Origin of the sequence: Serratia sp. T13T92 (genome assembly GCF_047530105.1) — a bacterium.
Taxonomy (GTDB): Bacteria; Pseudomonadota; Gammaproteobacteria; order Enterobacterales; family Enterobacteriaceae; genus Chania; species Chania fonticola.
This window is the reverse complement of the sequence record NZ_JBLJAK010000034.1, coordinates 19,891-43,550: the sequence shown is the minus strand read 5'-3', so window position 1 is coordinate 43,550 and position 23,660 is coordinate 19,891. Positions and strand designations below refer to the sequence as shown.

19 protein-coding genes are annotated in these 23,660 nt (G+C 54.3%); 10 read left to right on the top strand and 9 right to left on the bottom strand.

The genetic code is table 11. The annotated features are described in order from the left end of the window. Positions 1–88 precede the first annotated feature (88 nt). The 3 genes from ACMV5I_RS22580 to ACMV5I_RS22570 are packed head-to-tail and all read right to left on the bottom strand — an operon-like array spanning position 89 to position 4,220. Positions 89–1,297: an N-acetylglucosamine-6-phosphate deacetylase gene (locus ACMV5I_RS22580; protein WP_414825298.1), complete on the bottom strand. Its 1,209-nt coding sequence runs from the start codon at positions 1,295–1,297 to the stop codon at positions 89–91. Then, positions 1,290–2,642: an adenylosuccinate lyase family protein gene (locus tag ACMV5I_RS22575; RefSeq protein ID WP_414825297.1), complete on the bottom strand. Its 1,353-nt coding sequence runs from the start codon at positions 2,640–2,642 to the stop codon at positions 1,290–1,292. Before ACMV5I_RS22575 ends, ACMV5I_RS22580 begins: the two co-directional genes overlap by 8 nt. Positions 2,643–2,654: 12 nt before the next feature. After that, the gene (locus tag ACMV5I_RS22570) at positions 2,655–4,220 is read right to left on the bottom strand and encodes a PTS transporter subunit EIIC (RefSeq protein WP_065683959.1); all 1,566 of its coding nucleotides are present in this window, start codon (positions 4,218–4,220) and stop codon (positions 2,655–2,657) included. Between the two features lie 303 nt (positions 4,221–4,523). Here ACMV5I_RS22570 and ACMV5I_RS22565 point away from each other — a divergent pair, with 303 nt between their 5' ends. Genes ACMV5I_RS22565 through ACMV5I_RS22555 form a run of 3 tightly spaced genes read left to right on the top strand, consistent with a single transcriptional unit; the run spans position 4,524 to position 7,859 of the window. Continuing rightward, a complete protein-coding gene (locus tag ACMV5I_RS22565) occupies positions 4,524–5,558 on the top strand; it encodes a glycosyltransferase family 9 protein (protein WP_414825296.1) in 1,035 nt (344 codons plus the stop codon). A gap of 22 nt (positions 5,559–5,580) precedes the next feature. Next, a complete protein-coding gene (locus ACMV5I_RS22560; protein WP_121608357.1) occupies positions 5,581–6,075 on the top strand; it encodes a molybdopterin-dependent oxidoreductase in 495 nt (164 codons plus the stop codon). Beyond that, a complete protein-coding gene (locus ACMV5I_RS22555) occupies positions 6,072–7,859 on the top strand; it encodes a hybrid sensor histidine kinase/response regulator (RefSeq protein WP_141133172.1) in 1,788 nt (595 codons plus the stop codon). Before ACMV5I_RS22560 ends, ACMV5I_RS22555 begins: the two co-directional genes overlap by 4 nt. Here ACMV5I_RS22555 and ACMV5I_RS22550 read toward each other — a convergent pair. Together ACMV5I_RS22550 and ACMV5I_RS22545 are read right to left on the bottom strand one after the other, a co-directional pair. Further along, complete coding sequence (locus tag ACMV5I_RS22550) at positions 7,849–8,700, bottom strand: helix-turn-helix domain-containing protein (protein ID WP_202671925.1); 852 nt, start codon at positions 8,698–8,700, stop codon at positions 7,849–7,851. The two genes, ACMV5I_RS22555 and ACMV5I_RS22550, sit on opposite strands and share 11 nt — an antisense overlap. A 409-nt stretch (positions 8,701–9,109) precedes the next feature. Beyond that, a complete protein-coding gene (locus ACMV5I_RS22545; RefSeq protein WP_226906696.1) occupies positions 9,110–9,646 on the bottom strand; it encodes a TetR/AcrR family transcriptional regulator in 537 nt (178 codons plus the stop codon). Between the two features lie 385 nt (positions 9,647–10,031). Between ACMV5I_RS22545 and ACMV5I_RS22540 the strand changes: the two genes are divergently transcribed. After that, positions 10,032–11,252, top strand: a complete 1,221-nt coding sequence (locus ACMV5I_RS22540; RefSeq protein ID WP_414825302.1) for a Tm-1-like ATP-binding domain-containing protein — start codon at positions 10,032–10,034, stop codon at positions 11,250–11,252. Between the two features lie 70 nt (positions 11,253–11,322). Here the strand turns inward: ACMV5I_RS22540 and spy are convergent, their stop codons facing one another. Further along, a complete protein-coding gene (gene spy, locus ACMV5I_RS22535) occupies positions 11,323–11,826 on the bottom strand; it encodes an ATP-independent periplasmic protein-refolding chaperone Spy (protein ID WP_202810036.1) in 504 nt (167 codons plus the stop codon). A gap of 411 nt (positions 11,827–12,237) precedes the next feature. Here spy and pdeR point away from each other — a divergent pair, with 411 nt between their 5' ends. After that, positions 12,238–14,229: a cyclic di-GMP phosphodiesterase gene (gene pdeR, locus ACMV5I_RS22530; protein WP_121608352.1), complete on the top strand. Its 1,992-nt coding sequence runs from the start codon at positions 12,238–12,240 to the stop codon at positions 14,227–14,229. 19 nt (positions 14,230–14,248) lie between these two features. Here pdeR and ACMV5I_RS22525 read toward each other — a convergent pair whose 3' ends face one another. Continuing rightward, positions 14,249–15,115: a crotonase/enoyl-CoA hydratase family protein gene (locus tag ACMV5I_RS22525; RefSeq protein ID WP_121608351.1), complete on the bottom strand. Its 867-nt coding sequence runs from the start codon at positions 15,113–15,115 to the stop codon at positions 14,249–14,251. Positions 15,116–15,436: 321 nt separating this feature from the next. Here ACMV5I_RS22525 and yhjD point away from each other — a divergent pair, with 321 nt between their 5' ends. From yhjD to ACMV5I_RS22510, 3 genes are all read left to right on the top strand, one after another. After that, entirely contained in the window at positions 15,437–16,423 is a 987-nt protein-coding gene (gene yhjD / locus ACMV5I_RS22520; protein WP_202671927.1) for an inner membrane protein YhjD, read from the top strand. 350 nt (positions 16,424–16,773) lie between these two features. Beyond that, positions 16,774–18,096: an MFS transporter gene (locus ACMV5I_RS22515; RefSeq protein WP_021807376.1), complete on the top strand. Its 1,323-nt coding sequence runs from the start codon at positions 16,774–16,776 to the stop codon at positions 18,094–18,096. A 92-nt stretch (positions 18,097–18,188) separates the two neighbouring features. After that, complete coding sequence (locus ACMV5I_RS22510; protein WP_202729018.1) at positions 18,189–18,941, top strand: CDP-diacylglycerol diphosphatase; 753 nt, start codon at positions 18,189–18,191, stop codon at positions 18,939–18,941. Between the two features lie 7 nt (positions 18,942–18,948). Here ACMV5I_RS22510 and ACMV5I_RS22505 read toward each other — a convergent pair whose 3' ends face one another. Both ACMV5I_RS22505 and pdeH read right to left on the bottom strand, forming a co-directional pair. After that, positions 18,949–20,994: an AsmA family protein gene (locus ACMV5I_RS22505; protein WP_414825295.1), complete on the bottom strand. Its 2,046-nt coding sequence runs from the start codon at positions 20,992–20,994 to the stop codon at positions 18,949–18,951. A 103-nt stretch (positions 20,995–21,097) separates the two neighbouring features. Beyond that, a complete protein-coding gene (gene pdeH, locus ACMV5I_RS22500) occupies positions 21,098–21,898 on the bottom strand; it encodes a cyclic-guanylate-specific phosphodiesterase (protein ID WP_414825301.1) in 801 nt (266 codons plus the stop codon). Between the two features lie 321 nt (positions 21,899–22,219). Here pdeH and ACMV5I_RS22495 point away from each other — a divergent pair, with 321 nt between their 5' ends. Continuing rightward, complete coding sequence (locus tag ACMV5I_RS22495; RefSeq protein ID WP_021181815.1) at positions 22,220–22,423, top strand: 2-hydroxymuconate tautomerase family protein; 204 nt, start codon at positions 22,220–22,222, stop codon at positions 22,421–22,423. A 153-nt stretch (positions 22,424–22,576) separates the two neighbouring features. After that, positions 22,577–23,509, top strand: a complete 933-nt coding sequence (locus ACMV5I_RS22490; protein ID WP_024527662.1) for a sugar kinase — start codon at positions 22,577–22,579, stop codon at positions 23,507–23,509. Positions 23,510–23,660 lie beyond the last annotated feature (151 nt).

Sequence of the window (23,660 nt, the reverse complement as noted above, 5' to 3'; positions counted from 1 at the left end):
TTTTTGAGGTTGTACCACTGAGAGTTTTAGCTAGGAGGGATTGGGAGGGTACAACGGCCAACCAACGTTGGCCGTGCATTAGGTAAGGTTATAGTGTCTGACGAACGCCCCGGCAGTAGACCTCCACCAGCTCCAGCCCTTCATCCAACACCAGAATATCGGCATCTTTCCCCGGGCACAGTGATCCTTTCCGGCTCTGTGCACCCGCCAGAAACGCCGGGTTCTCGCAAGCAATGCTGGCGACAGACACCAGCCCCTTATCCAGACGATCGACGATGTTCTTCACCGAATCGAGAAAGTTCATCTCCAACTGCTGGACCGCACCATAGTCGCAGGGGCAAACGTGGCGCGTATCGCCACCCTCTGAGGTAATCTCTAACTGCCCCTGTTTGATACGGAAGGTCTCTTTGCGCAGGTAATGGTGAAACTCATAGCCTTCCGGGAAATCGACATAGCCCATACAGTCGCTCATCAGCACCATGCGCCGATCGCGCTTCAGGCGATAAAGCAGATCAAAGGCCTCCGGTTTGATGGTGATGCCGCTCTGTTTCGCAACTTCCGCGTAGGTATCCTGATAGTACATCAGCGCACCGACCACCCCGAGCTCACGGTGATGGAAGCCACGCATCCCGCTGTAAGCATGGGTGAAGTGATTTAATCCCGCCTCTACCGCTGCCGTAACCTCAGCAAAGGTAGCATCAGTATGCCCTGCCGACGCGGTGATTCCCTGCGCCCGCAGATGGCGAATCAACTCCAACGACCCTTCCAGCTCTGGCGCTAGCGTCATCAGGCGGATGTTCTGCCCCGCTAGCCGGTTAAAGCGTTCGAATCCTTCAATGCTTGGCCGTTGCAAACAGTCGGCTCGCTGCATGCCGAGGTGTTTTTCACTGATGTAGGGGCCTTCCATATGGATGCCGATGGCTTCGGCCCCGTCCGCTGGCGTTGCCGTGGCAATATAGTCGGCAGCCTCTATTAACGACGTCTCAAGGAAATCATTTGGCATAGTGCCGGAAGTGGGCAGGTAAGAAGTGACACCGGCCTTGACCAAATCGTGGCTCATCCACTTCAGCGACTCCTTATTGCCCTTGTAGCCGAACGAACCCCGCCCCCAGCCATGTACATGGATGTCGACAAACCCGGGCATGACGATCCGCTCGCTATGGTCGATGCAGCTACCGGAAAAGTAGCTGGCGAACCCGCTTATTTGCCCTTGCTGCACCAATAGATAACCGGCCTTGATACCGTCGGGGAACACGATCCGGTTGGATTTAATGACCCCGGAGCGCTGGTCATTCATGGCTTCTCTCCAAGACCCGGTCAGCCAGTTCATCGGCCAATACGGCGCACAGGCCGGTATAAGCACCGGGATCCAGCAGCTCCGCAATCTCCTGCGCCGTGAAGTTTTCGGCCATGACCGGATCCTGGCTTAGTATTTCACCGTATTCGAGGTGTTCATGGGTGCTGCGCATCGCCATGTTGTAAACCAGCTCATGGGCCGGATCCTTACCCAGCTTATCCACCAGCTTCATCATGATTTTCTCGCTGTTGATCAGCCCGTGCGTCAGCATCACGTTGTCGTGCATCCGCTCAGGGTTTATCACCAGCGTGCGCGTCAGTTCCTCCGCACGCAGGATAATCTCGGCCATCAGCTCAATGCTTTCCTGCAGGCTGGCATCAAAGATAAAGTAGGCCGAGCTGTCCGCCTCAAACGGCCTTGGGCAGACATAGAGCACCGCCGTCATCACCGAATACAGCTTCTGGGCGTTGGCAATGATGCCCTTTGCCAGCTTGGGATTGACCTTCTGCGGCATGGTGCTGCTGCCCACGGTGCCTTTGGTGAACGCCTCGGAGACTTCGCCAAACTCCTCGCTGGACGTCTGATAAACCTCTTCGGCAATTTTATGCAGGGTGGTTGCCAGCAAACACAGGTTGCTGATGTACTCGGCGCGGAACACTCTGGCATTGCGTGAAGGCACCAGCATCGAATGCATCCCGAGCTGTTCGGCGACCAGATCCTGCACCGTTCTGCCCGCTTCCCCCGTGGCGTGAAAAGCGCCCACCGCGCCGCCCATCATCACGGTGAAAACTCGCTTTTCTGCCTCTTGCATACGTTCCACCGCCGCCAGCAACTCATAAATCCACACGGAAACCTTATAGCCATAGGTGATGGGCAAGGCGTGTTTGCCGTGGGTGCGCCCCGCCATCAGGGTATTTTTATGTGCCTTCGCCAGGCGGGCCAGATTGACCAGCGTGTCATCGACAAACTTCATCAGATGACGGTGGAATGTCTGCACGATAAGCAGATGAGCAGTCTGCTGTATGTTTTGGGTCGTCACGCCGTAGTGCACGTACTTGCCGCTTTCTGCATCACAAGCCTTCACCAGCACCTTAATGACAGGCACAAACCCGTGGCCAATCTGACGCATCAATCGGTCGATCTCCGCCAGATCGATCCGTTCTAACTGGCAGTTGGCAGCGATATTTTCTGCCGCAGCAGCAGGGATCATACCGACCTTGGCCTGCGCCATCGCCAGAGCGCCTTCCACATCTAGCCATGACTGTACCCTGGCCTCGTGGGTGAAAAGGTCTTTCATACCCTGATGATCGATGGTTTTACTTTTGGAATCATAAAGTGCGCGCATGCTATGTTCCTCTTAACGTTGCTGGATGCCAGCAAGATTGTCGTCTACCGCGTTACGGACAAACTCGACGTGCGGCCCGAAGACCACGTGAATATGGTTACTGGAGGGAATAAAGGTCCCCAATGAACCGGCCTCTTTCAGCAACTCCATGTTCATCAGCTTCTGGTCGCCAAGGTCGATACGCAGCCGCGACACACAGTTTTCTACCCGCTTGATGTTCTGCCTACCGCCCAGCCCTTCTACGACCAGCTCCGCCACCTTGTCGTACTCTTTGTTATTGAGCAGCGCGCTGTCCGCCATCTCTTTCTCACGCCCAGGCGTTTTGATATCAAACTTGCCAATGGCATAGCGGAACACGCCATAGAACACCACAAAGTTAATCGCGCCCAGCAGCAGCAGGTTCGGCCAGTGGGTGTTTTCGTACATCAGCCCGAAGATGCCGAAGTCAAAGATCGTGCCGCGAATATAACCAATCGAGACGTCCAACATTTGCAGAGGAATGGTCAACAGACCGCATAAGATCGCATAGATAACAAAGAGCTGCGGCGCAATAAATAGGAAGGAGAACTCAAGCGGCTCGGTGATATTGCCGAGAAACGCCGTCAGTACCACGGTCAGGATCATCCCTTTGGCAAATTTCTTGTTTTTGAAATAGGCCATGTGGTACATCGCCAGCCCGATAGCCGGAACGCGGAACAACGTGGTCAGCATCTGCGACGAAGCCAGGTAGCTTGATAGCGTTGGCATGAACTCATTCCATGCTGGATGGTTGGGTCCCAGTTCAAACAGGATCTTGTTCATGGCGGGCAGAATGCCGACATAGGTTTGACCATCAATCAGATAGGTACCACCCGCTTCGGTGAAGCGCACCGTTGAACTCAGCACATGGTGCAAGCCAAACGGGATCAGCAAACGGTTCAGAGTCATGTAGATCCCTGCACCGATATTCGGCGCCATCATCACGGTCGAGATGCTCCGCATCCCATAGGTAAACACATCCCACACGAACGGGATCAGCAGGCCGACCGGGATGGTGAAGGCAATCGACAGGATGGCGACCGATTTCTTCCCACTGAAGAAGGCAAAGGCCAACGGCAGCTGTAGCCGGTAGAACCGGTCTGTCACCTTGGCGGCAAGCAAACCGGCAATGATCCCTCCCAGCGCCTCTATTTTCAGCGTATGGATGCCGAGCACCATGCCCTGCCCGACCAGCGCCATATTCTCCGTCACCAATTGATCCATCACTTTCAGATGCACGTGCATGGAGATCAGTAAGGTTAGATAGGCGATGACCGAAGCGAAGACCGCAATGCCCTTTTCCTTCTTCGACATGCCATAAGCGACCCCCATGGCAAACAGCAATGGGATATTCTGGAACACTACGCTGCTGATTAATCCCACCGAAGACAAGATCGCCTTGCAGTAGGCATTTCCCAGAAACGGCAGTTTATCGATCATATACGCCTGGCCCAGCGCGCTACAGATCCCCATTAGCATCCCCACCGGGGCTAACACGGCAATAGGCAATAATAGGGAACGCCCAAACGTCTGTATTTCGTTTTTAAAGTTGGATTTCATTATGTGGCCCCTGGTTTACTTTACCGCTCTATCAAACAATGCCAGCGCGCCCACCATCAAGGCCAAATACTGGCTGATTCAAGGCTCATTTTTTGCCCGTCAAAAATCAGGGCTTGGGGCCAATTAACAGGTACGGCAAATAGCCGCCCCGGTCGTTTTCAGACAGGCGGCTAGCGGTAAGGCGTAAACTCCAATCTTTTTAATGCTATTTCGCTTATTCTCACCTGCAAAACGCGGCGTTTTCTGCCATTCTTTTGCCTATTCCTCCTAGCCTTAGCCACGCCTTCGTAGACAGGACAAATAATGGAAGTGTTAACAAAGGATGAAGTGTTATATCACCGGGGAAGTTTGCTGACAGCAGACGGCGTCATGGTCGCCTCATGGGATCTTGAACAACAGGAGAGTTTTTCCGGTGATTATTTTAGCCTGGCTGGCTACCGCGGTATCCGCAACGCCGCTGCGGCCCCTTTCAGCGTGGATTATTGCAACGAATCGGTCGTGCACATCATTAACGGCATGGGCGTAACGCTGGGCGATTCCATTATTGGCCTGACCGCGCTTGAGGCGCTGCGCGAGTTTAATCCCAACCTGCGTACTATTATCTATCGGCCAGGGCGCGCGCCCCACTATGTCGATCAGCTTTATCATCTGGCGGCAGGCGTGGTGGCGGATCTCCGTTGGCTGCCGTGGAAAGCGGAGCATATTCCTGAGCAAGAACTGTGTATCGATGCCGGTAATCAACTGTTCTGGCCAGCCTTCACCACGTTGCCGATGATTGATTTTTTCCTGCAGGCACTGGGCGTTGAACCTGCCGCTATTCCTGCTGCGGCGAAAGCCAACCGCTGGATGCAAAAACTGTGTCTGCCGCCATTACCTGAGTGCTGGCAGAACAAGCCCTACCTGCTGTTTTGCCCCACCGCCAGTACGCCGTTACGCAGCATCCCGGCCAGTGCTCATGTGCCACTGGTGAATGCCCTGTGGGAGAAGTTTGCCTGCCCGGTGCTGGGGTTCGGCGCGGTGGATCACCCGCATTATGTGGATATTCAACCGCTTTCCACCGCTACCGCGGATTTCCTGGCCTGGGTGAAGCATGCCCGCTATGTTCTGACATCGGATACCGCTGCGGTGCATATTGCCGCAGGCTACGATGTCCCAACTACCGCCTTCTTTACCTCAATCGCTCCCGAATTGCGGGTGCGAGACTATCCTTTATGTCAGCCTGTCTATTTTGCCCTCCCCGAGCTGAACAACGTGCAGGCCAGCGCCAGAAAGCATGACCTGGAGCAGGTCGAACTAGCCTTCACTACCCTGATGCTAAACGAATTGCCGTGGGCCTGATCCCCGGTCTGGAGAACTACCGATGCTGTTGACCGCAATAAGAAATACCGCGTTTGCCCTGCTGGCTTTGGTCATTACCCAAACCAGTGCTCTCAGCTTTACCCTGGAAGTCGGCGGCAAGATTAAAAACATCACCGACGCCGAGAACAAAACCTATGTCTTTACCGATAAAGAGCTGTTTGCCATGCCGGTCCACAGCATCACGACCACCACTTCGTGGACGCCCAGAGTAAAATTCGATGGCGTATTGCTGGCGGATATTTTGGCTAAAGTGGGTGCCGAAGGCACCATGATGACGCTCTACGCGCTGAACGATTATTATATTGATGTGCCCATCTCGGACGTGGCTAAATACAATATGATCCTGGCCTATAAAATGGGCGGGGAAATGTTAAAGGTGCGCGATTTCGGGCCGCTGTTTCTGATCTATCCCCGCGATGCCGGGGGCGCGGAGCTCAACTCTCCGCTGTATAACTCGCGCTTTATCTGGCAGATCAACAGGATCGTCATTAAATGAAGTTAGTCAGGTTCAAAGACAGCGGCAGGTTGGCCATTCCGGCCATTTTTGCCGCCTTATTCCTGCTCGCCTCAACGGTGACGCTGTATTACTACAGCGCCACCTTGTCCAAAAAAGGGCTGTATGCCGTTGCCGGTACGCAGGAAAACTACTCTTGGTCGATCGCCAAGTTCGCCATCAAGCTGGCGGAATTTGAAACCCTGGTGGAACAGCAAAAAAGCACCAACCAGGTGGATATCGATAATCTGAGGCTAAGGTTCGATATTCTCTATTCTCGCTATTCGGTGCTCGCCCGCCCGTCAGAATCGACCCTGCCGCTGTATCACGAGCCTGGATATCCCGAGCTCGTTGAACGGATGCGCAATGAAATTACCCAGTTGGATCAGTTGGTCAACAGCCCTCAGGTAGATCTGGGGCTGATTTCGCAGGCCATGCAACAGATCAAACCCTCCGCGATTATGATGGCCAACCTGGCGGACCACGCTGAAGTGAAGCAGCGCACCGGGGCTTACGAAGATTTTATCGAGAAAAGGCACATCATCTTTTATGGCCTGGTGATCATCATGTTCTCGGTGATCGCGCTGATTGCCATCACGCTGATCGTCATCCGCCAGCAGCGCCAAACCATCAGCCAACAGTCGAAGGCCATTCGCGCAGAGCAAAAGGCTATCCGCACCAAAAACGCCTTCCTCGGGGCCATCGGGCATGAACTGCGCACCTCGCTGCAAAGCATCATGTCCGCCATTGATGTGCTGACCAATACCCGCGTATCCCATGAGCACAAAGATACTTTCCACCGGCTGGAAACCGCCGCCGAGCAGATAGAAAGCCAGATGAAGGATCTCACCGATTATGCGCGCCTGGACAGCGGCATGATGGAGCTGCGCATTGTTCCCTTTAATGCCCAGCAGGTGATCGACGAAACGACGGATGAAATCGCCATGCTGACCCATAAACCTGGGGTCAAACTGGTACGTGAAGTGGAATTCACCCATGCGCAGGTCTATTCCGACCCTCAGCGGCTACGGCAAATCGTGGTTAACCTGCTGACCAACGCCTTTAAATATACCGAAAGCGGTACCATCACGCTGCACAGCTGCCTGCGTAGTCAACCTGCGGGGAGTTCGTTGATCATTGAAGTTACGGATACTGGCATCGGTATCGACAATGCCCTGCTACCGCAGATTTTTGAGCCCTTTACCCAGCTCGATCAGTCTAATACTCGCCAATACAGCGGGGTTGGCATGGGATTGGCGATCGTCCACGGCCTGGTTGAATTGCTCGACGGCACGATCACGGTGTACAGCGAAGTGGGAGAAGGCAGCACCTTTATCGTCAGCATTCCCGTTGAGATCAGTGAAGAACAGTTGCCAGAGCAAAGCCCACGTCCGGCAGCGACGCTGTTGAAAAAAGAGCAGCAAATCCTGGTGGTAGACGACAATCCTGCCGCAGGCATGGCCTTTATCGCCCTGCTCGACAAGTTGGGCTATCAATATGAGCTGTGTGACTCGTCGGAACGTGCGCTGCAAAAGCTGCTGCGGCGGCCTTACGATGCCTTGCTGCTCGATCTGCAAATGCCCGGCATCGATGGTGTGGCAGTGGCGCAACAGCTGCGTGACCAGCGCGGCCCGAACCGTAATATCCCGATTATCGGTATCAGCGCCTATACGCCGGAGCTGCTGCCTAGCGAGCAACGCGCCATGTTTGACGATTATCTGATGAAACCGGTACGCATGGAGGCGCTATCCACCTCACTCACGTCGCTGTTTGTCACTACAGATTAAAGCACCGTTGCAGTGCGGCTTCGATCACATGGAGCCGCACCGGTTTTTCATACGGGCCTAACACGTCATAATCGCGCATCGCTCTGGCAATCTCTGACTCACGCAAATCGGTGCCCAACTGGCCGGTCAGCACCAGGATCGGCGCATCTGCATGATCGGAAGTGCGAATAGTTTCGATGCATTTCTGCGCCGTTTCGTGGCCTATCAACCAATCCACCACGTAGCCATCAAACGGGTTTTTGGCCAGCGCCTGGCAGAAACTGCTGACGTCATAGAAAGCCACGGCGTTGAATCCTTGGCTATTGAGATACTTGGTTAGCTCATCAGCGGCCTGATGTGCATCATCCAATACCGCAATGCTCAGGCGATCGTCTTCGCTATGGCTGGGGCGGATCTCGATCAGTTCGACAGCAAAACGCTTGCCCTGTGGGGCCTCGCTGGCTCGATAAACCATCCACTGCCCATCCTGCTGCAAGCCAACAAACTCGGCCTGCTTGCTGCCCACTAGTTCGCTGCTAATGTGCGCCACACAAGGTAACACCACCCCGGCCACAGAAAAGATGGCATCCTGTGCCACAGTGGACCCAACAGGCTCGCTTTCGGGCAGAATGTCGACGATGGACGCCGGCGTTTCTCCCAAAGCCAGTGCCACGCTGTTGATTTGTTCCAGCGTCCATGGGCTCTGGCCTTTCAGCTTGCGGTGAGCATGGGAAAAACTCAGATCCAAAATGCGGCTGAGTTCCTTGGCATGTTGTCGCTTGCCGATCCCATGCTGCAAAAAGAGTTCCCTGACCTTGCCTGCAATCGACTGCGAATCGAATTTTTGATGATTGTTAAACATTTTATCCTTCGATATATCTCGCTGATTTTTCAGTCGCTTTGACACCCATCCGTACAAAAACGTTATCGAAATCTCGCATACTATACAATCTTAGCCTAATAGCTTGCTTGACATACCATCTTTTATGGTCAAACATGGTATCAGAAGTGATATATTATAAAAACGATAGTAGAACGATAAGTTAGTAATAACCATACCAACACCAGGGAAATTATAAGCCGGCCACAACACCTGATTAAAGTATCGACAGGGAGTTGCAAGCTGAGCAAGTTTAACCGCAGAGTTAATTGCTTCACCCCTCGTTAAGCCGGGGCCCGCAAGGGTTCCGGTTTTTTATTAGCCAAAAAACCAATGAAAAGGCCGGAGAACACTCCCCGGCCCGTCAGCATGGCCAACCTCGATCGGCAGATTACCCTCCAGCGTTGGCATCTTCTTCAGCCTGGCGAATGATGGCTTTGGCCATCCACTGGGTCACATCTTGAATATCATCGAGCTCTAAACCCCAAATGTCCTTCAGCACCAGGAACACCTCGGAACCATAAATCAGCGAAAAGGCGTGGATTACGCGTTGCAGGGCTTCAGCAGGGAGTTTGTTCTGCAAGGGCTCCACCGCCAGCTTCAACAGCCGTTTGCGATTGCCACGCACAAACTTTTCGCCCGGCGTCGCGTTAGCCCATTGCTGGAGCGATAGCTGTAACGCCGCACGTAGCGCGCCTTCATGCTGCTCCATCTGCGGATAGGCAAACGCCAACAGTTGATGAATGCGCTTGAGCGCATCATTATCCTGCGGTTGCCATTCAAGGATCGGCCCCAGACTTTTCGCCACAACGGCGGAGATCAGGGCGCTTTGGGTGGGAAAATAGCGATAAGCGGTGGCACGGGAGACCTGCGCATGCGCCGCCAGCTCTGTAATCGAAGGGAAGACCCCACCATCGTAGAGCTCCATCGCACAGGCCAGCAGCAAGCTGCGGGTTTTGGCACGAGTATGTGTCAAAGATTCATCCCGTGGAGCGGGAAATGCGGATATTGGCACGTTTTCCTCGAACTTCCTCGTATCTTCCAGCCTTGGAGTCAATACGATAGACAGCCTCACCGACAGATCCTGGCCCATCGGCAACGTAAAAAATTACCGCTAAGATAGCCAAAAACGGGACACAAGTCTCACTTTAAGCAAATTAATGCTTGCAAAAATGATACGGCAGTCTCATTATGACCAACAAATAAACGATAGTACCTTATTGTCCGACACCAGGGTTCACAACCCACTATAAAAAATAGCATTAAAATCAATTTGTTCAGACCTTTGTCTGAACCTTTTTCAGGAACAGATGATGAGCAGCACCCCAGGTTTTGTCTATATTGCTACCACAGCAGATACTAAAGGACAAGAACTGGAATATGTCCGTCATCTGATCGCCAATCTCGATTTACCCGTCATCACCCTCGATCTCTCCACTTCCGGTAAGCCTTCTCTGTATCATGCGGACGTTTCTGCACATGAGATCGCGGGTTACCATCCGGAAGGTGAACAAGCCGTTTTTTGTGCTAATCGCGGGCAGGCGATTGCGGCCATGGCTATCGCTTTTGAGCGCTTCATGCTCTCACGTCGTGATGTTGCTGGGCTGCTCGGTTTGGGCGGGTCTGGTGGCACCGCGATCATCACACCCGCCATGCAACAGTTGCCCATCGGCCTGCCAAAGCTGATGGTATCGAGTATGGCTGCGGGTGATGTCGCTGGCTATGTCGGCTCCAGCGATATTGCCATGCTGTATTCCGTCACCGATATCGCCGGGCTAAATCGTATTTCACGCAAGGTATTGAGCAATGCCGCCAACCAGATAGCCGGGGCAATCCGCTTTCATATCGATGATGATGCCGACAGCAAACCCGCCACCGGCCTGACCATGTTTGGCGTCACTACGCCTTGTATCAAGGCCGTGACCAGCGCCATTGAGCACGACTGGGATTGCCTGGTGTTTCACGCTACCGGCAGTGGTGGCCAGGCAATGGAAAAGCTGATCGACAGCCGCTTGCTCAACGCCGTATTGGATCTGACCACCACAGAGGTGTGCGACTATCTGTTTGATGGCGTGTTGGCCTGCAACGAAGATCGCTTTGGGGCCATCGCCCGCACTGAGATCCCTGGTGTGATGTCATGCGGAGGGCTGGATATGATCAACTTCGGTCACCCGAAAACCATTCCGGCCCGCTACGCCAATCGTCAATTTTATTGCCACAACAGCCAGGTAACGCTGATGCGCACCACGGCGCAGGAGAATACCCAGTTAGGGCGCTGGATTGGTGACAAGCTGAACGCGTGTGCCGGGGAGGTATGCTTTGTCGTACCGCTGGGTGGCTTTTCAACTTTGGATGCGCCAGGGCAGCCCTTCTGGGATCCACAGGCGCTGAGCGCTTTTGTTCACTCGCTGGAACGGACGCTGGTACAGACCGCAAAACGCCGGTTGCTCAAAGTGCCGTACCATATCAACGATCCCCTGTTCGCCGCGATTATTATCGAACAATTTAATGCCATTGCTGCTACGACTAAATAATCCTGTCAGAAAATAAAATAAAAAAAGCCGGGCAAATAACCCGGCATTTTTATTATGCTAGCAATGTTAATTATTCAGCAGCAGGGACATGATCACGCATTTTTTTCATATGCTCCATCATCTTCTGCTCGCGTTTCTGATAATTCTCATTGTATTGCTTTTTCTGCTCTGGCGTTAGCAGGTTATACATTTTGTTTTCCGCTTTGGCGCGTTCCAGCATGTGCTCAGATTGCACTTTACCGATCGCATCGATCTGGGCTTTTGCCTTGGCTTCGTCGAAGCTTTCCGAAGCGATCATGCTGTGCAGTGCCTGGCGCTCGTCTTTAGCACCCGGGCCGCGTTTTTGATGCGACTCTTTCATGATATCGCGCATCTGCTGGCGCTGCTCTTTGGTCAGGTTCAAGCCAGCAAAAGGACTTTCTCTTTTTGCGTCTTTATAGTGCATCATTTTCACCGGGGCGGCGGTTGTGGCCGATGCGGTTGCCGGGGCGGTAGTTGCGTCGGCTGCAAAGGCGGCAGAAGCAGAACCCAGGGCTAACGTTGAAGCGACAAATAAAGCGGTCAGTTTACGCATAATTATTTCCTTAAAAGTTATTCTTCATCAGGAGCGCTGTACGTTAACAGGCTCACTATCTCGTCGTCGGAAATAATAATATGCGCATGAATATATAGTAATGCGAGGGAGTGTAAATTTTTTAAAATCAAAAATGGTAATATTCGTCAATTATGAATAAATTATGGAGAAGGCGTCTGTTATTTGGAAGATTAGATTGCCCAAGCGTAATTATTAGTGTGGCTTTTGTCCACCTCCAGCTAGGGATTAATTTAGCATTCCTGGCCACAACCCTGGCTCAACGAAGCCAAAAACTGATTTTCGCACACTGCGCGGTTCTCTTTTACACTCTATACAGACGTCGCTCACGCGATCCCCATCGTCTTTCAGGCTGCAGCGTAGGGTCCGGCTGTCCCTTTTTGAGGAATGATCATGTTCGCAGACCAAGGCCCGATACTCCTTAACACCCATTTTGGCACCAGCAGCCCTTACTGGCATCTGGCGTTTGACAGCAATGCCCTGCAGTTGACGGCAATCAAAGGCAAAACACACCTTGCCGTGGCCCTCGACGAAATGCAGGCAGCGAAAATCCGCCGTCTGAGCGGGGTCACCGCCAGCCTGGATCTGACCATTCTGCTCAGCGGCCAACCCATCCACCTGCATTTGGTCGGCCGCCGGGTCAATAAATTAGAGTGGGCGGGCACCGCCTCTGCCTATACCGATACCGAGGCCGTGGCACGTGATTTGGTGCACGGCCTATCGTTTGCCGAACAGGTGGTGTCAGAGGCTAATTCCGTCATTGTCATCGTTGACCAACACGGCCGCGTCCAGCGCTTTAACCGCCTGAGCGAAGAGTATACCGGCCTGCAGGAACAGGATGTGATCGGCAAAAACGTCTTCAAGATGTTTATGAGCCCCGAAGAGGCCGCTGCATCCCGGCGCAATATTGCCACCTTCTTTCGCAACGGGGCCTCCTATGAGGTGGAGCGCTGGATCAAAACGGTCAAAGGCGAGCGGTTATTCCTGTTTCGCAACAAGTTCGTCCACAGCGGCAGCGGCAAAAAAGAGGTGTTCCTGATCTGTTCCGGCACGGATATCACCGAAGAACGCCGCGCCCAGGAACGCCTGCGGCTATTGGCCAATACCGATACCATCACTGGCCTGCCAAACCGCAACGCCATTCAGGATGATATTAACCGGGCGATTAGCGAACGCGGTGACAGCCACGTTGGGTTGGTCTATCTCGATCTGGATAACTTCAAAAAAGTAAACGACGCCTATGGGCATATGTTTGGCGATCGCTTGCTGATCGAGGTGTCTCACGCCATTCTCAGTTGCCTGGATCATGGAGAAAAACTTGCCCGTCTGGGGGGCGATGAATTTCTGGTGCTGGTCACCCAGGCCGACCGGATCATGCTGCAAGAGCTGGCCCAGCGCATTATCGATCGCTTGCAAATGCCCTTCCGCATCGGCCTGATCGAGGTCTACACCGGCTGTTCGATTGGCATTGCCCTGTGCCCGCAACATGGTCACGATCTGGACAGCCTGATCCGCAGCGCCGATACCGCCATGTACGTCGCCAAGGAGCACGGCAAACGCACCTTTATCGTCTTCTCGCCGGAAATGAACCGCCGCGTTGCCGAATACATGTGGCTGGATACCAACCTTCGTAAGGGGCTGGAACAGGAGCAACTGGTGGTGTATTACCAACCCAAGATCACAACGCTCAACGGAGCCGTGCACAGCGTAGAGGCGCTGGTCCGCTGGGATTCGCCGGAACGCGGGCTGATCCCACCTTTACAGTTTATCTCCTATGCCGAAGAGTCCGGGCTGATTGCCCCACTTGGCCGCTGGGTGCTGCAAACCGCCGCGAAACAGGCTGCCATTTGGCAACGACAGGGGCTGAATTTACGCATCGCGGTTAACCTTTCCGCCAGGCAGTTGGTGGATGACAGCGTGGTAAACGATCTGGTTGAAGTACTGCGGGAAAACCAGCTTGCACCCTGCACTCTGGATTTTGAGCTGACCGAAAGCAGCCTGATAGAAGATGAGAGCCGGGCGCGTGAGGTGATAGCCCGGCTACGGGCCTTGGGTGCACAGGTTCATCTGGATGACTTTGGCACCGGTTACTCCTCTCTGGCCCAGCTGGCACGTATCCCTCTGGACGCCATCAAGCTGGATCAAAGCTTTGTTCGCGGCGTCAATCTGGCCCCGGTATCACAATCACTGATCCGCGCCATCGTCGCGGTCGCCGCAGCGCTACAGTTTAAGGTGATTGCCGAAGGGGTTGAGACGGACAGTGAAAATCGCTTCCTGGACTGCGTAGGGGTCGATGAAAAACAGGGATTCCTGTTCGCCCGGCCGATGCTACCCGAGCAATTAGAACAGTGGCTGAAAACCTATAGCCCGCGATCACCAAAGTGATGCGGGCGGGAATTAACGCTTAGCCAGCGTGACGCTGATTAAGCGTGTGCCGATCCTGCAGCATCACCAACCGCTCAATGTACAGGCGATCCTTCTCCTCGATAGTAAAGGCCGAGTGCACCCAATCCTCGGTAATGTCCATCAGCTCGGAGCGGGTTAACTGCAATACTCGCTGACGCGCGCGCAACATGGCGCGCATACCGTTCAGCTTGGGCCTGATGGTGTCGATGAAGGTACGAGTCGCCATATAGGCATCACCCGGTTGAAACAGCTTATCCACCAGCCCATAGCTTTCGAACCATTCGGCGGTGTGAGATTCCCCGCTCCAGATCAGCTCTTCCGCCAGGCGCATGCCTGCCTTGCGGCTTACCAGTGAATAACCGCCCATACCGGGAAACAGATTGAAGGCGATTTCTGGGAACCCCATCCGTGCGTTGTTCTGCGCCAAAACAAAATGGTGCGCCAATGCCGCCTCAAAACCGCCCCCTAGCGCGCTGCCCTCCACCATGGCAATGCTGATGGCCCCGGTATCAAAGCCTCGTGCTGCGGCATGCACACAGTCGATACAGGCCCGGGCATACGCCATCATCGCCTCACGCTTGCGGTTTTTGATCGCTTCGGCAAAAAAGCTCAGATCCCCACCGACGTTAAACATGTTTGGCACCAGCGAACCGGTGACCCAAAAGTCGAACTGCAACGTCGACTCTTTCGCCGCCTGCGCCAGCGTCATGATGTCTTCTATCAGCGCCTGATTGAAACAAGGGCGCGGCTCTGCACGCATTAGCATCCACATAATGTGGCGATCTTCCTCGTAATAAGCGGAAAGTTGCGACAGGTTGCCCGCTTCGGTAAATGGGCGACAGGTGGGGTGATTGAATAATTTCATAAGACCTTCCATTTTATCTATTGATTCAGGAGATAACCGTTCCAGCCCCTACGGCTGCAGTAGGCGCATACCGGGTGAAAAAGCGCGCGCCATAAGATGAGTAAAAGCCTTTCTGGCGCTGAGATAGATAAAATTGCAGGGATCCGGCAGAAAAACAGACGTGTGGTGAATAGGACAAAATCGAGCGTTCTTGCTCGCAGCGGTTGGTAGAGGCCATCATCAGAATTAACCCAATCTCGTCCATTAGCGACCAAATCGAGGGCATATTTGGCTATAATCAAGCACATGCCCATTGATTTATCTGAAGGATACCGTGACGTAATGCAGAATAAAGCCGCTCCAGAGCAGCCTGAGGCCATTGAGAAACCGACGATCGCCATCAAAACCGGCAACCAAAAACTGGATAAAGGCCTTTCGGGGTTCGCTCGCCTGATAGAGCGCGTTAAAGCCTGGCCCACCATCGCTCACCTGCTGCGAGCCACCGAACGCTTCAACGACCGTCTTGGCAGCCAGTTTGGCGCCGCCATTACCTACTTCTCGTTTCTCTCTTTGATTCCGATCCTGATGGTGTCGTTTGCCGCCGTGGGCTTTGTGCTAGCATCCAACCCGGACCTGCTGGCCGAATTGATCAATAAGATCGTCAATAGCATCAGCGATCCCACGTTGGCCAGTACCTTGAAGAACACGGTGAACACCGCCATTCAGCAACGTACCACCGTCGGCCTGACCGGCCTGGCGCTGGCGCTGTACTCCGGCATCAGTTGGATGGGCAATCTGCGTGAGGCGATCCGCGCCCAGTCCCGTGACGTTTGGGAACGTAATCCGCAGGATCAGGAGAAAATCTATTTTCGCTACACCCGCGATTTTATTTCATTAACCGGTCTGGTGGTGGCACTGATCGTCACACTGTCGTTAACCTCGATTGCGGGTTCTGCCCAGGCGGCCATCGTGCATGCGTTGGGGCTGGATGGCATTGAATGGCTGCGGCCGGCGATGACGCTGATCGCGCTATCGATCTCCATTTTTGCCAACTACCTGCTGTTTCTGTGGATCTTCTGGATGCTGCCGCGCCATAAGCCGAAGAAAAAAGCGCTGCTGCGCGGCACGCTGATCGCCGCAATTGGCTTTGAAGCCATCAAGTTTGTGATGACCATGACGCTACCGCAGGTCGCCAAATCGCCTTCCGGCGCCGCCTTTGGCTCGGTGATCGGGCTGATGGCGTTCTTCTACTTTTTTGCCCGCCTGACGCTGTTTTGCGCCGCCTGGATTGCCACGGCACAGTATAAAGAAGACAAAACCCTGCCGTAGGGCAAGTGAATATCCACCATCAGCATTGCATTCATGCCAGTCGCAAGGTTGCGACTGGTTTTTTATTTCGATAATCAAACCAAAAAGCAGTCAATAACTCTAAAACCAGACTAATCAACCGGCCAAAACCAGCACAACAAACTACCCTATAACTTTTCTTTGCACCTTTTCCAGTCATTCTCTCTGCTTATAGCTCACTTCACCACGTTAACGACCATAGAACATCAACTCGTTAAAACATTAGTCTTTTTAACAGTTTATTTGCCAGATAGTACAAAATCTCCCCGTTGAAAAGCCATTTTGCTATGACTAAGATGAATTTTTCCCTAGTCAAAATATAAGAAATAACTATGCAAGCCACCATCGCTACCCCCTTGGACGCCGATGCCGCGTCCACACCGGTTAACTCCCGGGGAAAAGTCATCGTCGCCTCTCTGGTCGGTACCGCCATCGAGTTCTTTGATTTCTATATTTATGCCACCGCTGCGGTGATCGTGTTCCCGCATATCTTCTTCCCACAGGGTGACCCGGCTGCTGCAACGCTACAATCGCTGGCCACCTTCGCCATCGCCTTTGTGGCACGGCCAATCGGCTCTGCTCTATTCGGCCACTTCGGCGATCGCGTCGGGCGGAAAGTGACTTTGGTGGCTTCACTGCTGACCATGGGGATTTCCACCGTGCTGATCGGCCTGCTGCCAAGCTATGCAACCATTGGTATCTTTGCACCGATCCTGCTGGCGCTGGCACGCTTTGGCCAAGGCCTGGGTCTGGGTGGCGAATGGGGCGGTGCCGCGTTGCTGGCCACCGAGAATGCGCCTGCCAACAAACGTGCGCTGTACGGCTCTTTCCCGCAGTTGGGTGCACCGATCGGCTTCTTCTTCGCCAACGGCACCTTCCTGCTGCTCTCCTGGTTGCTGACTGACGAACAGTTCATGACCTGGGGCTGGCGCGTACCGTTTATCCTCTCTGCCGCGCTGGTGCTGGTGGGTCTGTATGTGCGTATTTCGCTGCACGAGACCCCGGTTTTTGCCAAGGTGGCCAAAGCAGGCAAACAGGTGAAGGTCCCGCTCGGAACACTGCTGAGCAAGCACAAAAAGGCCACCATCCTGGGTACCTTCATCATGCTGGCTACCTATACGCTGTTCTACCTGATGACCGTTTACTCCATGACCTACGGCACGGCCGCAGAGCCGCTGGGGCTGGGATATTCACGTAACAGCTTCCTGTGGATGCTGATGGTGGCGGTGATTGGTTTTGGCGTGATGGTGCCGATCGCCGGTTTGCTGGCCGATGCCTTTGGCCGCCGCAAAACCATGATTGTCATCACCCTGTTGATGATCGGCTTTGCCTTCCTGTTCCCGAGCATGTTGGGTTCCGGCAATCAGCTGTTGGTGATGGCTTTCCTGCTGCTTGGGCTGAGCATTATGGGCCTGACCTTTGGCCCGATGGGCGCACTGCTGCCTGAACTGTTCCCAACAGAAGTGCGCTACACCGGGGCCTCGTTCTCGTATAACGTGGCCTCGATCCTGGGGGCTTCGGTAGCGCCTTATATTGCGACCTGGTTGGCTAACAACTACGGGCTGTTCTACGTTGGTATGTACCTGGCGGCCATGGCTAGCCTGACGCTGATCGCGCTGCTGCTGATGAAAGAAACCCGCCACACGTCTCTGTAATCCTCTCCCGGCCCCCTGCCTATGGGGGCCTGTTTGTCTGTTGTCACAAATCCCGGCTATGCTATCCCCCCATTTGCTGAGGAAACCCGCCCATGTCATTGCGCCGTTGGCTCTGTTTGTCTGTTACGTTGCTGATTATTATCGCCATTGCCGCCTATTTCTGGCTGAAACCGGCCCACCCGGATGCACTGTGGCATATCGTCAGCCAGCAATGCCTGCCAAATCAGCAACAAAACCATAATCCGGCCCCCTGCGCACAGGTAGATGAGCAGGCAGGGTTCGTGGTGCTGAAAGACCGCAATGGGCCTTTGCAATACCTGTTGATGCCAACGGCCAAAATCACCGGCATCGAAAGTCCGCAAGTATTACAACCCGACACCGCCAACTTCTTCGCCTTAGCCTGGCAGGCCCGGCATTTTATGGCGGATAAACTCGGTAAACCGATCGACGATGCCGCCATCTCACTGGCGATCAACTCCGAATACGGCCGTACGCAAAATCAGCTGCATATTCATATTTCCTGCCTGCAACCGGCGGTAAAAACCCGGCTGGCACAGCTGCCAGGGGATTTCAGCGAAAGCTGGCAGCCGCTACCTGGTGGGTTACTGGGGCATGATTATTTGGCTCGCCGCGCCAGCGCTGCTGAACTCAAGCAGCTTGGGGCATTCCGTTTGCTGGCTCAGGGCGTTGAGGGCGCACGTGAAAGCATGGGGAGCTACGGCATGGCGATGACGGCCTTGCCGGGAGGGGATTTCCTGCTGTTGGCTGTGAAACGTAACCTATGGCAGCTGAATCTGGCCTCCGCCGAAGAGATCCAGGATCACAGCTGCCAGGTACTACAGTAATATTGGGTCACTTCTTGTTCTTCATCTGCTGCAGGATCTTGCCACACTGGTTTTCCTCGCCACCGTCACTCGGTGAAACCAGGGCCAGCAATGCCGCTGCCGGAGCAACGACAACGCCCAACGCCACAGCAGCCACCCCGCGGGCAATCAACGGCCCGGCCTTCACGCCCGCATCCGGTTTTTTGAATGTCCCTTTAACATACAGCGGCGAACGCAGGGTCAGCACCCGCATCCCTTTGCTTTCCGGGTCGATGGACAGATCCAGCCGCTCGGTGGCGAAATTGATGTTGCCGGTGATGTTGATGATGGCGTTTTCCGTATCAAACACGAACAGCCGTGGCGTCGCCAACCCGCTGCGAATGCCGACATCCGCCGCCGCACAGTTGATCCCCACTTCGTCATCGCCAAACAGTTGAGCTACCAGGTAGTTACCTACGTTCAGGCCCAGGATTTCCATCAGGCTGCGGCTGATCACGCCGTCATTGATCAGCAGGCGCAGGTCGCCGCTGCTGGTCGCCAGCAAGTCGGCCACCGAGTTGCCGCTACCCGTTAGCTTGGCATCACCGTTCAATTCTCCCAGGCTGCGCTTCATCGACTCCACGTTCGGCAGCAGCTGTTTCAGCTGGAACTTACGCGCATGCATATCTACCCGCCCCTGCATCGGGCTCTTGCTACCATCAAGACGGACGATGGCATTCAGGTTGCCCCCCGCCACGCCGAAGCGCAGCGGGTCCATCAGGATCACCGCGTTATCCAGCTTAAGGTGGGTATTCAGATCGCTTAGCGGCAGCGAACTGCCATGCTCAATACGTTTGGCGGTAAATTTGACGTCAGCATCCATTACCCCCCAGCTTTTGGTTTCGAACTTCTCAACCGGCAGCACTTTATCGCTCGGCTGGCGGGTTTTCTCGCCGCGATTGGCTTTCTGCTGATTGGAATCCGCGCCGATCAATGGCGCAAGATCGGCGAAACGCAGCTGTTTGGAGAGCACCTCACCACTCAACTTGGGCCGAGGGTGGCTCGCAACGTACTTCAAATCACCGTGGATATCACTGTCACCGATCTTGCCGTCAAAACCCTGATACTGGAATACCGCGCCGCCCGGTTGATGCAACTGGGCGATCAGATGACCATCGGTAGAATAAGGAGGGGTATTCGGTAACAACACACCGGTCAGCGCATACAGGTTTCCCAGGCTGTCACCGGAGAATTTCAGCCGTAGATCCAGACCGCCAAAGTTCAGCGGATCGGACAACGTCCCCGCGACCTGTACTCTGGTATTGCCGGAACGGACATCGGCCTGCAGTGGGAAAGGTATATCAGCGCTTTGCAGTGACAGCATGCCACCCATTTTGCCGCTGCCTGACAGCGCTTCACCGTGGTATTTTCCTTTAACCTTCCAGCCGAAAACATAATCCGGCGTCGTCGCTTTATCCCCCGGCTGTTTACCCGCAACTTCACTAAAGGGCAGAGGCTTGCCAAGTGGATCGATCAACGCCTGGAAATCGGCCTTGAGCGTGGCGTCTTTAAAGTCAATCTGGCCGCGATCGAACACGATATCGTGAATGCTGACCGACCAGTCTGACTGTGGTTGGTTGGGGTCTTTATCGGCGCTGTTGGCCAGGTTGAAGGTCCAGTTATTGTCACCGTTCGCCAAGCGCTGTAGCGAGGCATTTGGCTGCTTCAACCAGATACGCGGGATCAGCACCTCTTTGCCCAGCAGCGCCAATGGCGCGATCGAGGCATCGACACGTTGCAGTGTGACCATCTCGTCGCCCGGTATCTTGGCCGGGTTGCCCAGCATAATATCTTCGGCGTGGATATGAGGCCACGGTACCCAGGCGCGCCATCCCCCCTCATCCTGATGACGTTCCCAGTTAACGCCCAGATCGCCACGAATAGCAAACGGGCGCTGCAGTTCGGCAGAGACTTTGCTATTAATGGTGGGTTTGAGACGGTTCCAATCGAAGGTGGCAATGAACACCACCAAAACCACGATGATCAACAGCACGATGCCGCCAATCCAGCTAAATGTTTTGCCTGTTCTTGTCATAACGGTTCCCTCGAGGCGATAGCAGACTGCTCAAATTGATAAGCAGCCTTACTGAAAGCCTAGTAGAGGATAGGCTAGAGTTCACGCTTTGGGAACTAATGGGTCAGGGGGTGGGGGCAATAAACCGCGTAGGCAGGGTTTTAAGCTGGTCAAAATGTGCAGGGCGGCTAAGGTAATACCCTTGGGCGGCAAACGCGCCAGAGCGCTGTACCAGTCGCCATTCCTGCTCTGTTTCTACCCCTTCGACAATCACCCCGTCGCTGTGCTGGCTCATCAGGCGCACCAGGGTAAAAAACAGCTGGATGCCCTCATCGCTCTGCTTGAGCAACATAAACAGCTCGCGCGCCACCTTGATATACTGATAACGCCAACTGCTGACCGCGGAGAAATTCGCCAACCCGCTACCGAAATCATCCAGCCACAGGCGCTCCGCCCCGGGGATATGCTGCAGTGGCCCATTTAACGCCCTGTCCGCGTGCTCAACCAGCTCAAAACGCAGATAAGGCATGATGCTGATTTGCCGCTGCATCGCCGGGTGCCGCTGTAGGGCCTGTAAGGCCTTGCCGTCGATATTGATGGAGACCATTAGCGCATGATGGGTAAACAACGTCTGCCATTGCTGCAGTAAATCGAGCTGTTCCTGAATGACCGCCAGGCGCTGACGTAGCCCCAGCGCGGCAAAGTAATGTTCTGGGGATACCGGCTTGCCCGGTGACGCCGGATGATGTACCGCCGTGAGCAACTCCACCGCCAGCAGTTTGCCGCAGGTGCGGTAAATGGGTTGAAAGGTATACAAACGCCGACACTGTCGCCAGTAACGGAAGACTTTGGCACGCTGCCAGGCGGCAAACAATGGCGTCAGTAGACCAGAGATCATGTTGGTTATCATCGGTACTATCGCCATTAGGGAATGGGAACGATAACGTTGCCGGAAATTGTCGATCTTGTTATCGGCAACGCGCAATAAAACTTTAAGCTCCGTTCAAAGCCCTCTACATTAAGCCATTACCCGTCCTAAAATTACCCTATGGATTTCAAGTTGGCCGCTCTTGCGCGTCCATGCGCTCGCGGCGTTTGTACATCCCTGTACATCACAGCTAGGCGACAAGCTCGTTCATCCCCAGGAGCTTACTTTTCGTAAGTGACTGGGGTGGGCGAGCGCAGGTAACAACGCTGCAGCTTGAAAGACGACGGGTAAGCGTTTTTATAACAAGAGGAAAGTAGAATGCCCTACGTAAATATCAAAATTACCCGCGAAGGTGCAACCGCGGAGCAGAAAAAACAGCTAATCGCTGGCGTGACCCAACTGTTGGTCGATACGCTCGGCAAAAATCCGGCCACTACCGTGGTGGTAATCGATGAAGTGGAAACCGATAACTGGGGGATTGGTGGTCAATGCGTCACCGATCTGCGCGCGGCGGCCAAGTAGTTTTCCTTCCTCAGCGGCGGGAAACCACGCGTTTCCCGATCGCGATCATAAACTAATTAAAACGCTGTTTTATTCCTATTGACTCGCTTCGCCCTTGCGTTGAGACTGGACGTATTCGCAGCAACCAGACTCATTATCAAGCCAGGGATTATCATGAACAGCAAAAACCTCGCCGTGATCGGCGAATGCATGATCGAACTGTCGCAGAAAGGCGCCGATCTCAGCCGTGGATTCGGTGGCGACACTCTCAACACTGCCGTTTATATTGCCCGCCAAGTGCCGCAACAGGCGCTGAACGTGCATTACGTCACCGCACTGGGCACCGACAGCTTCAGCCGGGAAATGCTGCAAACCTGGCAGCAGGAGCAGGTGAAAACCGATCTGATCCAGCAGTTGGACAACAAGCTGCCGGGGTTGTACGTGATCGAAACCGACGATACCGGCGAGCGCACCTTCTATTATTGGCGCAACGATGCTGCCGCCCGTTACTGGCTGGATGGCCCGCAGGCAGAGAGCCTGTGCGCGCAGCTGGCGCAGTTTGATTACCTGTATCTGAGCGGTATCAGCGTGGCGATCCTCAACCCTGCCAGCCGGGAAAAACTGCTGACCCTGCTGCGCCAATGCCGGGCCAACGGCGGCAAAGTGATCTTCGATAACAACTATCGGCCGCGGCTGTGGCAAAACCAGCAAGAGACTCAGCAGGCCTATCGCGAGATCCTGGCCTGTACCGACATCGCCTTCCTGACGCTGGATGATGAAGATTTACTGTGGGGTAAACAGCCGGTTGAGCAGGTGGTGAGCCGTACCCGCGACTTTGGCGTAAGTGAGATTGTGATTAAGCGTGGCGCAGATTCCTGCCTGGTGTTCAGCGCCGATGGGGAAACCCATGACGTACCGGCGGTCAAACTGCCAAAAGAGAAAGTGATTGATACCACCGCCGCCGGGGATTCCTTCAGCGCGGGCTATCTGGCTGTGCGCCTGACCGGCGGTGATGCGGTTAGCGCGGCCAAACGTGGCCACCTGACCGCCAGCACGGTGATCCAGTATCGCGGGGCCATTATCCCACGCGAAGCAATGCCACAATAATACCCGTCGTCTAGATAGGCGAAAGGCCAGCAACTATGCTGGCCTTTTTAATTGGTGCACTGAACCGAGTTTATTGGACTCGAAAACCAATCTTAATACCCTATGGATTTCAAGTTGTAGCTAGGCGCCAAACTATCTCATCCCCAGGAGC

What these genes read in the sequence shown, in the direction of transcription:
- ACMV5I_RS22525 (WP_121608351.1), bottom strand. Translation starts at nt 15,115, where the DNA reads ATGAAATTATTCAATCACCCCACCTGTCGCCCATTTACCGAAGCGGGC.
- ACMV5I_RS22490 (WP_024527662.1), top strand. Translation starts at nt 22,577, where the DNA reads ATGAACAGCAAAAACCTCGCCGTGATCGGCGAATGCATGATCGAACTG.
- ACMV5I_RS22540 (WP_414825302.1), top strand. Translation starts at nt 10,032, where the DNA reads ATGAGCAGCACCCCAGGTTTTGTCTATATTGCTACCACAGCAGATACT.
- ACMV5I_RS22505 (WP_414825295.1), bottom strand. Translation starts at nt 20,994, where the DNA reads ATGACAAGAACAGGCAAAACATTTAGCTGGATTGGCGGCATCGTGCTG.
- ACMV5I_RS22560 (WP_121608357.1), top strand. Translation starts at nt 5,581, where the DNA reads ATGCTGTTGACCGCAATAAGAAATACCGCGTTTGCCCTGCTGGCTTTG.
- ACMV5I_RS22510 (WP_202729018.1), top strand. Translation starts at nt 18,189, where the DNA reads ATGTCATTGCGCCGTTGGCTCTGTTTGTCTGTTACGTTGCTGATTATT.
- ACMV5I_RS22515 (WP_021807376.1), top strand. Translation starts at nt 16,774, where the DNA reads ATGCAAGCCACCATCGCTACCCCCTTGGACGCCGATGCCGCGTCCACA.
- ACMV5I_RS22495 (WP_021181815.1), top strand. Translation starts at nt 22,220, where the DNA reads ATGCCCTACGTAAATATCAAAATTACCCGCGAAGGTGCAACCGCGGAG.
- ACMV5I_RS22550 (WP_202671925.1), bottom strand. Translation starts at nt 8,700, where the DNA reads ATGTTTAACAATCATCAAAAATTCGATTCGCAGTCGATTGCAGGCAAG.
- pdeH (WP_414825301.1), bottom strand. Translation starts at nt 21,898, where the DNA reads ATGGCGATAGTACCGATGATAACCAACATGATCTCTGGTCTACTGACG.
- spy (WP_202810036.1), bottom strand. Translation starts at nt 11,826, where the DNA reads ATGCGTAAACTGACCGCTTTATTTGTCGCTTCAACGTTAGCCCTGGGT.
- ACMV5I_RS22580 (WP_414825298.1), bottom strand. Translation starts at nt 1,297, where the DNA reads ATGAATGACCAGCGCTCCGGGGTCATTAAATCCAACCGGATCGTGTTC.
- yhjD (WP_202671927.1), top strand. Translation starts at nt 15,437, where the DNA reads ATGCAGAATAAAGCCGCTCCAGAGCAGCCTGAGGCCATTGAGAAACCG.
- ACMV5I_RS22545 (WP_226906696.1), bottom strand. Translation starts at nt 9,646, where the DNA reads ATGGAGCTCTACGATGGTGGGGTCTTCCCTTCGATTACAGAGCTGGCG.
- ACMV5I_RS22575 (WP_414825297.1), bottom strand. Translation starts at nt 2,642, where the DNA reads ATGCGCGCACTTTATGATTCCAAAAGTAAAACCATCGATCATCAGGGT.
- ACMV5I_RS22555 (WP_141133172.1), top strand. Translation starts at nt 6,072, where the DNA reads ATGAAGTTAGTCAGGTTCAAAGACAGCGGCAGGTTGGCCATTCCGGCC.
- ACMV5I_RS22565 (WP_414825296.1), top strand. Translation starts at nt 4,524, where the DNA reads ATGGAAGTGTTAACAAAGGATGAAGTGTTATATCACCGGGGAAGTTTG.
- ACMV5I_RS22570 (WP_065683959.1), bottom strand. Translation starts at nt 4,220, where the DNA reads ATGAAATCCAACTTTAAAAACGAAATACAGACGTTTGGGCGTTCCCTA.
- pdeR (WP_121608352.1), top strand. Translation starts at nt 12,238, where the DNA reads ATGTTCGCAGACCAAGGCCCGATACTCCTTAACACCCATTTTGGCACC.